This window comes from Pseudomonas sp. NPDC086251, assembly GCF_044746405.1.
GTDB lineage: Bacteria > Pseudomonadota > Gammaproteobacteria > Pseudomonadales > Pseudomonadaceae > Aquipseudomonas.
Genome location: NZ_JBIVBY010000009.1, coordinates 210,992 through 222,015 on the forward strand (window position 1 = coordinate 210,992; position 11,024 = coordinate 222,015).

At 59.2% G+C, this 11,024-nt stretch carries 8 protein-coding genes and 1 rRNA gene; 6 read left to right on the top strand and 3 right to left on the bottom strand.

Annotated features, from left to right (window positions below):
• Positions 1–226: 226 nt before the first annotated feature.
• Positions 227–565 (top strand): tryptophan synthase subunit beta, encoded by a 339-nt coding sequence (locus ACIPL2_RS13620; RefSeq protein ID WP_401357017.1) that lies wholly within the window; start codon positions 227–229, stop codon positions 563–565.
• Positions 566–721: 156 nt separating this feature from the next.
• Here ACIPL2_RS13620 and lapD read toward each other — a convergent pair whose 3' ends face one another.
• Together lapD and lapG are read right to left on the bottom strand one after the other, a co-directional pair.
• On the bottom strand, positions 722–2,668 hold the full coding sequence (gene lapD, locus ACIPL2_RS13625) for a cyclic di-GMP receptor LapD (RefSeq protein ID WP_401357020.1): 1,947 nt from the start codon (positions 2,666–2,668) through the stop codon (positions 722–724).
• Between the two features lie 14 nt (positions 2,669–2,682).
• Positions 2,683–3,375 (bottom strand): cysteine protease LapG, encoded by a 693-nt coding sequence (gene lapG / locus ACIPL2_RS13630; RefSeq protein WP_401357022.1) that lies wholly within the window; start codon positions 3,373–3,375, stop codon positions 2,683–2,685.
• A gap of 230 nt (positions 3,376–3,605) precedes the next feature.
• On the opposite strand from lapG, the gene ACIPL2_RS13635 reads away from it, so the two are divergent.
• The 5 genes from ACIPL2_RS13635 to ACIPL2_RS13655 all read left to right on the top strand — a co-directional run bounded on the left by ACIPL2_RS13635 (position 3,606) and on the right by ACIPL2_RS13655 (position 10,598).
• Positions 3,606–4,316, top strand: coding sequence for a GntR family transcriptional regulator (locus tag ACIPL2_RS13635; protein WP_401357025.1), 711 nt, complete (start codon positions 3,606–3,608; stop codon positions 4,314–4,316).
• 658 nt (positions 4,317–4,974) lie between these two features.
• Complete coding sequence (locus ACIPL2_RS13640; RefSeq protein WP_401357027.1) at positions 4,975–5,751, top strand: DUF3050 domain-containing protein; 777 nt, start codon at positions 4,975–4,977, stop codon at positions 5,749–5,751.
• Positions 5,748–6,677 carry a diiron oxygenase gene (locus tag ACIPL2_RS13645; protein ID WP_401357030.1) on the top strand — a complete coding sequence of 310 codons (930 nt, stop codon included), beginning with the start codon at positions 5,748–5,750 and terminating at the stop codon, positions 6,675–6,677. Before ACIPL2_RS13640 ends, ACIPL2_RS13645 begins: the two co-directional genes overlap by 4 nt.
• 13 nt (positions 6,678–6,690) lie before the next feature.
• Entirely contained in the window at positions 6,691–10,107 is a 3,417-nt protein-coding gene (locus ACIPL2_RS13650; RefSeq protein WP_401357033.1) for an amino acid adenylation domain-containing protein, read from the top strand.
• Positions 10,108–10,130: 23 nt separating this feature from the next.
• Positions 10,131–10,598: an SRPBCC family protein gene (locus tag ACIPL2_RS13655; RefSeq protein WP_401357036.1), complete on the top strand. Its 468-nt coding sequence runs from the start codon at positions 10,131–10,133 to the stop codon at positions 10,596–10,598.
• 333 nt (positions 10,599–10,931) lie between these two features.
• On the opposite strand, the gene rrf is transcribed toward ACIPL2_RS13655, so the two are convergent.
• Positions 10,932–11,024 (bottom strand): 5S ribosomal RNA (gene rrf, locus ACIPL2_RS13660); the annotation flags it as partial.

Consider the following 11,024-nt stretch of genomic DNA (forward strand, 5'->3'; position numbering starts at 1 on the left):
ACCATATGAACTACGGCCATCTAAGCCATAGTTAATGACTTATACATATTGATTTAAATCAATGTCTTAGTTGTAAATAAACCGGTCTTTGGTGCAACGAGCGCTGCGTGAACCCGTTTAGTTAAATTATCCGTGCGCAATATGTAAGGCGCACGCGCCCTTAACTGGCGCGACGTTGGCTATGCTGCTGACAGCATGACGCGGGTTCATTTCAGAGGGATGTTCAATGTTCTACGTGCAACGCAATGCGCAAGGCCAATTGATGCGCGTCGAGGCCCAGGCCTACGCCGATTCCACGGAAACGCTGCCGGCCGATCATCCTGACGTCAGGGACTGGTTCGCCAGCGAAAAACTGGCCACCAACCTGAAGCTGCTCAAGCAGAGCGACCCGGAAATGATCCGGGTACTCGACGACTTGATCCAGGTGCTGATCGACAAAGGCGTGATCCGCGTCACCGACCTGCCCGCCCCCGCACAAGCCAAGCTCATGGACCGGACGCAGGCCCGTGAGGCGTTGGGTGGGTTGAGTCATCTGGTAGATGAGGATGAGGATCGATTGATTTGAGCCTGCGCTTTTTTGGTGTCTGCACTGGCGCCTTCGCGGGCAAGCCCGCTCCCACATTTGATCCCGGGTGTTCACAAATAATATGTTCACTGAAGATCGAATGTGGGAGCGGGCTTGCTCGCGAAGGCGTCGGTGCCGACGACGCATCTCAAAAGCCTACTCCCAAGCCTTCGGCTCCCCAAACAACCGCCCCTGAACCCCATACACGCCCATCTCGCGTATCACCGACAACTCTCCTTCGGTCTCGACCCGCTCGGCAATCAACGGCAGATCAATGCTATGAGCCGCCCGCTGAATCGCCTCGATAAAGAGGCGCTTGTCACTTTCCTGATCAATCGCCCGGATGTAACTGCCGTCGATCTTCAGGTACGCCAACCCCAGCCGTGCCAGGTTGCCGATCATGCTGAAGCGCCCGCCAAAATGTTGCAGGCTCAGGGAGAAACCGAGCTCGCGCAACCGTCGCGTCAGCGCTTCCAGCACCGCTTGCTCCGGCAGTTGCTCCTCGCCGATTTCCAGGGTCAACCGAGGCCCCAGATGGGCATGCGAGCGCAAAATGTCGAAGGCTTTATTCAGCGCCTGCGGGTCCGCCAGTGTCGCCGAGGACAGGTTCAACGCCAGCGACTCTTCGTGGCCGGCCATCTGCTCCAGCACTGACTCCAACATCAAGCGGTCCAGCCGCGCGGTCCAGCCAAAACGCTCCAGCCACGGCAGGAAACGCCCGGCGGTGATGCTCTGGCCCTGGTCGTCGATCAAGCGCGACAGCACTTTGTAGTGCAGCACCAACTGCGTGTCCTGGCTGGCCACCACCGGTTGGAAAAACAACTGGAAACGCCGCTGGTTCAACGCCTGATCGAGCAAGGTGTGCCAGGCATGATGATCATCGCCAACACTATCCGCCGCACTGTGATCCAGACAGACCCAGTTCGAATCGCCCTGGCCTTCGGCCTGCGCCAAGGCTTGATCCGCCAGGCCGAGTACCGCTTGCGGCGAGTCGCCGTGAACAAACGGTGCCAGGCCGATCGCGGCGACCGATGCCACGTCGGTGGCACCGGTCGCATGCAGGCTGATCAAGGCACTGTCGAGGTTCTGCGCCAGATGCAGCGCTTCTTCACGCACCAGCCCCGGCGCCAACACGGCAAATTCGCCACCGCGAATCCGGGTGACGAGGTTCAGCGTTTCCGGGTATTTGGCGCACTCTCGGGACAGTTGCTCGCCGACCGCGATCAATAGCTCATCGGTGTGTTGACCGCCCAAGCGCTGGTTCAAACCGGCCAGATCCTTGACCCGCAACAGCAGCAGGTAACCCGAACTGGCCTGCTCCGGGTTGCTCACACGCGCGTTCAATTGCATCTCGAAATAACGGCGGTTGGCCAACCCGGTCAAGCTGTCCTGATAGGACTCGACCCGCAGTTTTTCGCTGCGCTCGGCCTGCTCTTGAAACAGCGCCTTGAGCTTCTCGACCATCTGGTTCATGGCTTGGACCACGCGGCGCAGTTCCGGGGTGCGCGGTAAGTCTGGCAGGCTGAGGAATTCGCGGCGGGCAATGGCGTGGGACTGCTGGACCATGTAGTCCAGCGGCTTCAATTGCCGGCGCAGCAACAGCGCGCCCAGCACCGCGCTCACCGCGCCGCAGATCAGCAACCAGACCAGGCTGCCCAACGCACTTTGCCAAAGCTTGGCCAACGCGAACATCGGGTGGCTGACGACTTCGACCCGTGCGGCCTGCTCCCAGCCCCGGCTGACGATCGCATCGCCGCCCGCGGCTTCGAGGCCGATCAGTTTGACGAACCAGTCCGGCACGTTGGTGACGGCCGGAATGCCGCTGCGCTCGACGATCGTCTGGTCGTTCGCCAGATCGACCACGCGGATGCTCGCGTAATAACCGCTGTCGAAGATCGAGCTGACGAGCAGTTCCACCATCGCCGGGTCATCGATGTTTGGCGTCAGGGACAGCGCCAGCGCCGTCGCGGCGTCCTGGGCATGGGAGCGCAACTGATTGACGTACTGGGTGCGCGAGCTCTCCAGGCTGACCATGAAGCTGCCAGTGAAGGCGACCACCAGGAACAGACAGATTGCGATCAACAGCTGTTTGAACAAAGACATCTGGGCGCGTACTCCTAGTGGTTCGTCTCGACCGGAAATCCTTCGGCCTGCATTTTCTTCAACACATCCTGCCAACGGGACAGGCGTTTGGTGTCGCCGACTTTTTTGTTGCCCTGGGCGCCCGGTAACCACAACCCTTCGGCATTAAAAGAGTAGACCGGCAATAAATCGGTTCGTTGGCTGGCGGGTTCTATTGCATCGATCAGGCTGTCGAGAACCAATGGCATCGCTTCGGGGCTTGAGTAGTAGGTGAGCACCATGTGCGCACGGTTCAGGCGCAAAGCTTTTACGTAGGTGATGCGCAGCTTGTCGCTGGACACACCGAGATGACGCAGGCTGAAATACTTGGCGATGGCAAAGTCTTCGCAGTCACCGGCGCCTTTCCACAAGGCTTCGATCGGGGTTTCCCAGTAATCGACCTGGTGCCACAGGTCGATGTCCTCTGCGTAACGCACTTGCCTGTTGAAGAAGTGGTTGACCACGTTGAGCTGTTCCAGCTCGCTGACCTGCTTCTGCGAGGCCAATAAATGCTGCCAGGCGTCGATGCGCTGCTGACCTTCGCCCAAAGGTCCGTACAATGCCTGCGCCCGGCGGCTGATCAGGGAGAAATCCCAGTCGGCTTGCAAACCGCCCAGCATGACGCCGGCCAGCAGCAACGCGCAGCCTAGCCAGCGCACAGTCCGAGGGATCGCGAGACGTACCGCCAATGCGTGGCATCCAGGATAGGCAGGTGGAAGTCGGTTGATGGTGGAGCTTAGCCCGGCAAAAGACAATGGCACGGTGAGATCACCGCGGGCGGCTAAACTTTGTATGGCAGGTGTCATAAAAAATATCGTGGCGCGTCGGACCTGGATTTTTGTCGGTTTGACAACCTGTCAGGCAGTGCCTAGTGTCATCTTGGATCCAAAATTATTTCTATCAAACAGGGTGCGTAGTTGTGACACAGAAGCCCAATCCTCTGAACAGCATCAAGGTCAACGGGCCCATTCCCGCTCATCTGGCACGCTCGGTGATTGAAGAAACCCTGCGTTCAGCCATTCTCGACGGCCGCATTCCCTGCGGTACCGCCCTGCGTCAGCAAGATTTGGCCGACCTGTTCGGCGTCAGCCGCATGCCGGTACGCGAAGCCTTGCGCCAACTTGAAGCGCAAGCGCTGCTCAATGTCATCGCCCACAAAGGTGCGGTGGTCGCACCGCTGGTCCAGGGCGATGCCGTGGAAACCTACGCATTGCGGATCCTGCTGGAATCCGAAGCGCTGCGCCTGTCGATTCCATTGCTTGATGCGGCAGATCTCGAAACGGCTGCCCGCTACATCGACGAACTGGAAACGGAACACGACTACACCGAGATTGGCCGGCTCAATCGCCTGTTCCACATGTCGTTGTATTGCAAGGCACCGAACCGACGGTTATTGAGGCTGGTTGAAGACGGCTTGAACGAGGAAGAGCGCTTCCTGCGTTTCAACCTGGAAGCCATGGGCCTGGGCAAGCTGTCTCAGGAAGATCACCGGGCGCTGTTACGGGCGGCGGAAGACCACGACATCGAACGCTCGGTGAAGCTGCTCGAAAATCACCTCAACCGCGGCGTAGAGGTCATAACGCGCTACCTCAACAGCCCTGAAGGCCAGAGCAAAAAAACCTCGACGTAAAACCCGTCAGTTTATCGTGAGACCTGTGGCCCGCGCCCGCGCCACGGGTTCCGCGCCACGCCGATAGCCGAACCATCCGCTTACATTTCCCCCTCCCTTGCGTCCAGCCCCGAACCCCACACTTCGGCGATAGCGGCTGCCTTGAATTACGCTCACTCTTGGGTTGCCAACGAATAATGAACGGGTGACGCGCCGCCTGAGCGGCGCAGTCCCCGCATCAAGGACCTACGGAAGGAGTCTTGCCACGGGAAAGGAAGAATCGGCGTTGCTCCCGGCCAACTTCCCCCTCAAATCACGTCAACGATCCTTATTTGAAAGTTGCTTCGAGTGAGGCATTCACTCTTTATTAAAATTCCGACTTATATAAGTCGGAAGGAGCAACTACGCCCCAATAAAACCTTATCCAAAAGTTTTATTGAAACTTGTCACGCCCGAAAAAGTTAAACTTTTAAATAATACAAAAATAACTTGCCCCGAACTTTATTCGTGTATTAGCTTTTCTCCGCCGCTACCCAACCTGCGGCCAGGCTGTCATTCAAAGACTTGTACATCACAACGCAGATCAATTTGTTTGAGGCACCCGTTCGCCAAACGAAAACTTCAGCTCGCCGTTACTTATTGATCGCACCTTATTCCAGATCAACTTATAGGTTCGCCCATGACATCGACTAAAGACCGTCTTGATCAGAAAAAAGCGCAACTTGGTTCGCACCCGATTTTCTCCGAAATACATTCGCTGTCGGTACTGCAACGCTTCATGGAGTCCCATGTATTTGCGGTGTGGGATTTCATGTCGCTGACCAAGCGCCTGCAACAGGAACTGACCTGCGTGCAGCTGCCCTGGCTGCCGCCCTCGGACCCTCAAGCGGCGCGGTTGATCAACGAGATCGTGCTCGGTGAAGAATCCGATGACCGTCCGGCCCAAGGTCACTACAGCCATTTCGAGTTGTACCTGGATGCCATGCGCGAAGTCGGCGCCAGCACGGTTGCCGTCGAACGCTTCGTGGCGCTGCAAAAAGAAGGCGTGAGCTACGACGTGGCGTTGCAGAGTGTGGACATTGACCCGGCGGCCGCGCAGTTCGTGCGGCATACCTTGCACACCGCGTTGCATGCGCCCGGCCACTGCGTTGCGGCGGCGTTCCTGCATGGCCGCGAGAGCGTCATCCCGCAGATGTTCCAACGCATTCTCGAAGATTGGGGCATCGGCATCGAGCAGGCGCCGACCTTCCGTTACTACCTCGAGCGGCACATCGAAGTCGACGCCGAAGACCACGGCCCGGCCGCCGAAAAACTGCTCGCACGGCTGGTCGATGGCGATCCGCAACGCGAAGAAGACGTCTATGCCAGCGCCATTGCGGCCGTGGAAAGTCGTATCGCCCTGTGGGATGGCTTGCGGCTGAGCATGAGCGAACCTGTCGCGGAGATGAACGCATGAACGCCGCCGACTACCAATCCTTCGCCGACGCCTGGGAGAGCCGCGCGACCATCCGCACTCGTCCTCGTCGCGTCCTCGAGAACGACGACAAGCTGATCTATCCCTTGAGCCGCCAGCCACTGGTGCTGAGCGAAACCTTCCTGCGCGAATGCCCGGAACAACGCGACTTCGCCCTGGTGCAGACGCTCTACAAATTCATCAACGACGTGGTGATTTTCGAAACCGAGATCGTCGACAAGACCGCTCGCAGCATCGCCAAGAACCGCTTTGCCATGACCTTCCCGTTCGCCTGCCGTTATGACGCCATGACGGTGGTGGTGGACGAGGATTACCACGCATTGGTGGCGATGGATTTCATGCAGCAGACCGTCGCCATGACCGGCATCACGCCCATTGAGCTGCCGGATGAAATCGAATTGAGCCGCGCCATTCCCGCCGCTGTGGCACTGGCACCGGAACACCTTCGCGGCGCTGTGGAGTTGATCTGCGTGGCCATTGCCGAGAACACCGTAACCGGTGACGTGGCAGCGTTCGCCAAGGACGACACGGTCAAGCAATCGATCAAGGGCCTGATGGCCGACCACTTGCTGGACGAGGGTCGCCACTCAGGATTCTGGTCGCGGATGGTGCGCATCTACTGGCACACCGCGAGCGACGACGACCGCCAGTGCATCGCGCAGATCCTGCCAGTGTTCATCGGCCATTACCTGACCAACGACATCCAGAAATCGTTCGACTTCCGCCTGATCGAATCCTTGCACATCAGCGATGCGGCGCGCCGTGCACTCAAGAGTGAAGTGTCGGGGCTGGCCTTTCCGATCAACCGCCATCACCCACTGGTTGCCAACATCGTGCGGTTTTTCCGTAGCAGTTCGCTGCTCGATTCGCCGTGTGTGCAAGGCGCCTTGAGCGACTACCTGATCTGACGAGGAGTACATCATGAGACGTCTCGACATTCTGCTCATCGGACACAGCCAGGCCCTGAGCGACCTGGCGCTGGAACTCGAACAACACGGTCATTCCCTGGCGCGGCTGACGGCCGTCGATGAGCAACCGCTGGGCCAGTTTGATTTGCTGATCGACGACGCCAGCCTGGCGCTTCGCAATGTCGGCACGGCGCCGAGGCTGATCGTGCAACTGGGAGTCGGACTGCCGGGCGCGGGCGGCCTGCCGTCGCTGAACCTGCTGTGCACGCACAATTCGACACCGCTCACCTGCGTGCCGATTGCCGACGAACCTTCGGGCAACGGCCAGTCCTTGCGCCTGCGGGCGGTGGCAGAGCTGGTGGATCACGTGGCGCTGCTCGTCAGTCGCTACTCCCGGGACGCCGAGTATTTTCTGCTCACCGAACCCGGCGCTCCGGTTCACTTCGAACGCGTGGAAAATCTACGGTTTCTGGAAAGCCTGGCCTTCATCCATCAGCGCAATGTGACTGCTGAACCCTGGTTACTGCAACTCGCGCAGGTTCCGATGATCGAGCGGCTCGAGCAGCGCTTCATCCAGTACGCCGACCGACCGGCGCTGAACATGGCTGGCACGTCCCTCAGCTATCGCCAATTGCATGCCTACAGTCGTGCGATTAGCCAACGTTTACAGCCATTGCTTGATCAACATCCAGGCTCGGTGGTGGTCGGGATTTGCCTGCCGAAATGCGCCGCGTTGTATGCGGGGATTCTGGCGACTCTCGGCAGCGGTGCCGTGTATCTGCCGCTGGAGCCGAGCCATCCATTGCCGCGCCAGCAATACATTCTGTCGAACGCTGCAGCGGTGTTGTTGCTGCATGACGGACAGCATCCGCTCGCCTTGGATATGCCAGGGCTGGATATCACCAGCATCGACTTCGACGAGGTGAATCTCGATCAACCGTTGATGCGCCAGCGCCCCAATCTCGATGCGCCGTGCATGGTGCTCTACACCTCGGGCACCACCGGTCACCCCAAAGGCGTGTTGCTCAGTCAGGCCAACCTCGCGCACTTCACCGCGTGGTACGCCGACTATGTGCAGCTGACCGAACAGAGCCGCGTGTTGCAGTTTTCATCGTTGAGTTTCGACTCGTCGCTGATCGATATTTTCCCGACCTTGCTGCAGGGGGCCGAGCTGATCGTGCCCAGCGACGATCAACGCCGCGATCCGCTGCAACTGGTGGAATTGATCCGACACCAGCAGCTGAGCCACGGGTTTTTGCCACCGGCCTTGTTGAGCATCTTGCCGCTGGATCAGTTGCAGTGTCTTGAGCACATCATGACCGGCGGCGACGTCTGCGAGCCCTGGGTCATAGAGCAGCTCACTCGTCAGGGCAATCTCTACAACCTCTATGGCCCGACCGAAGCCACGGTGCTGATCACCGCGCGGCAACTGCGTGCAGGTGACAGCAATCGCGCCCTCGGCGCGCCGATTGCCAACAGCCAGGTGCTGATTCTCGATGAGGATTTTCAACCGGTGGCCGAGCAGGCCGTCGGCGAGTTGTACATCGTTGGGCCGGGCGTGTGCCTGGGTTACCTGAACAACCCCGAGCAGACCGCCGAACGCTATCTGAAGCTGAGCTTGCCGGACGGCCAGACCCTGCGCGCCTACCGTACCGGCGATATGGCGAAGTGGACTACCGACGGCATCGAGCTGTGCGGACGGCGCGACCATCAGGTGAAGATTCGCGGCTTCCGCGTTGAGCCGGAAGAGATCGAGCGTTGCCTGCGCGACAGTCAGTTGTACCGTCAGGTGGCGGTGGTCATCGACAGTCAGCGGCGGATTCTGGCGTTCCTCAGCCAACCTCAGGAGGATCAACCCGGTGCCGCGCGTGAAGCGCTGAAAGCCCACACGGTGCAGTTCCTCCCGGATTACATGCAGCCCAGCGCCTGGACCGAACTGACGAGCATGCCGTACGCCAGCAACGGCAAGGTCGATCGCAACGCGCTGCTGGCGTTGCCCGTCAATGTTGTCGAGAGCACCTTGCGGCGACTGCCCGCCAGTGCCGATGAAGCGCTGTTGCTGGAGATCTGGGCCGAGCTGTTGGAACTGCCCGCCAGTGACATTTCCACTGATGAAAGCTTTTTCAATCTGGGCGGCCACTCGATCCTGCTGTCGCGCATGCTCCTGCGTTTGCGTGAGGAATTCGGGCGCAGCATCTCGATCAACCGCTTCATCGAACTGCCCACCATCACGAAGCTGGCAACGCTGGTGCGTGGCTCAGGCACTGAAGAAGTACTGAGCGAGCAGGCCATGGCCGACGCCTTCCGTGACCTGGATGTGCAGCCATTGCCGGTCAGTCGCATGGGCGATGTGCACAAGGTGATCGTCACCGGCGCCAACAGTTTTGTCGGTGTGCACATTGTCGAGGCGCTGCTGGCGTGGGGGGCCAGCGAAGTCGCTTGCCTGGTACGCGATGGCGGCGGGCAATCGGCGGCAGAACGCTTTGCCCAGGCATTGCGGGAGAACCGCCTGGAGCATCTGGACCTGAGCCGGGTTCAGGTTTACGCGGCGGACATGACTCGTCCTCAACTGGGTCTGACTTCGCAGGTATATGAGCGACTGGATCGAGCGTTCGGTGCGTTGGTGCACAACGCCGCCAACGTCAATCACGTCCTCGATTACGAGTCGTTGGCACGGGACAACGTCGAGCCGATTTTCGAGTGCCTGCGACTGTGCGAAGGGCGCAGCAAAAAGATCTTCAACTTCGTCTCGACGCTCTCGGCGTCCAGCACGATTTCCGCCGATGGCCGGGTGCTTGAGTTGCCCGCCGCGCAGACCCCGCCGATCTACATCAAGAACGGCTACAACCTCTCCAAATGGGTCGGCGAGCGAATCCTCGAACGCGCGCGTGAGCGTGGGGTGCGGGTCAATCTGTTTCGCCCCGGCAACATCAGTTTCAACAGCCTCACGGGGGTCTGCCAGCCGCACAAGAATCGATTGATGCTGATGCTCAAAGGCTCGATCCAGCTCGGCCAGGTGCCGGAGTTCGCGCTGAATTTCGACTTGATGCCGGTGGACTTTCTAGCCCGCTTCATCGCCTTCCACGCCAGTCGTTATCAACCGGAAAAAGCGGTGTTCAACCTGCACAACCCCGAGCCGTTGAGCTGGGACGACTACGTCGCATCATTTCGCGAGGCCGGCCGGGAATTCTCCATGGTCAGCGTCGCCGACTGGCAGCAGCAACTGGGCCGGGTCGACAGCAACAACGCGCTGTTCGGTGTGCTCGGTTTCTACCTCAATGGCTTCGAGGAAGACATCGGCGACATCTCAATGATCGGCCACGACAACGCCCAAGACGGCATACGGCAGATGGGCGCGCACTACCCGGAAAAATCCCCGGCGCTGCTGCGTCGCGGCTGCGATTACCTCAAAGAAATCAATTTCATCTGAATCACTCAACCGGAGCAAAAACCATGAAAACCCTGCAACCCGATACCCTGATCAAAAACCCACAAGGCTGCCACGTTGTGTCTTCGGTGGAAGTACCGGCCGAGGCCACGCAAGTCTGGGCGGTGGTCGGCAACTTTGCCGGCTTCGATCAATTCATTCCGGCGCTGTCGCACATCGAGATGACGGGCGAAGGCGTGTCGTCCCTGCGCAAGAAATTCTTCAAGGACGGCAACCTGGTGGTGGAGCAACTCAACTCCCGGGATGACCAGGCACTCAACATGACCTGGACCACGATCTACAACACATTGGGCGTGGCCAATTTGTGGGCGGCGATGAGTGTTGAGCCGCTAGAGGCGGGCAAGTCCCGGGCGACCTGGACCATCATTGCCGAACCTGCTCAGGGTGGCGTGGAGGCCTTGCCGGGGTTCAAGGATTTCGTACAGGGCTTTGCTGATGATGCGATGAGCAATGTGCTGAAACTTTTTGTGTAAGGCGCTGGTTTGGCGGTGACTGGTGCACCGCTTTCGCGAGCAAGCCCGCTCCCACATTCGATCTGCGTCGTACACAAATGCTGTGTTCACTGCAGATCAAATGTGGGAGCGGGCTTGCTCGCGAAGAACGATAACGCGGTCTAACAGACGTTGAGCTCAGCAGCGGCGAGGAGCGCAATGTCTCCGAAGGTGAGCTACCCGTTCTCATCTCGCGTTGTTGCTAAAAAGCCGGCCCCTGAATTCAGGAGTCGGCTTTTTTGTGTCTGCGGTTTTTGGGTAGCCAAAACGACAAAACCCCTGTCTGCGTTAGCAGACAGGGGTTTCGGAATTCAATCTTGACGATGACCTACTCTCACATGGGGAAACCCCACACTACCATCGGCGATGCATCGTTTCACTGCTGAGTTCGGGATGGGATCAGGTGGT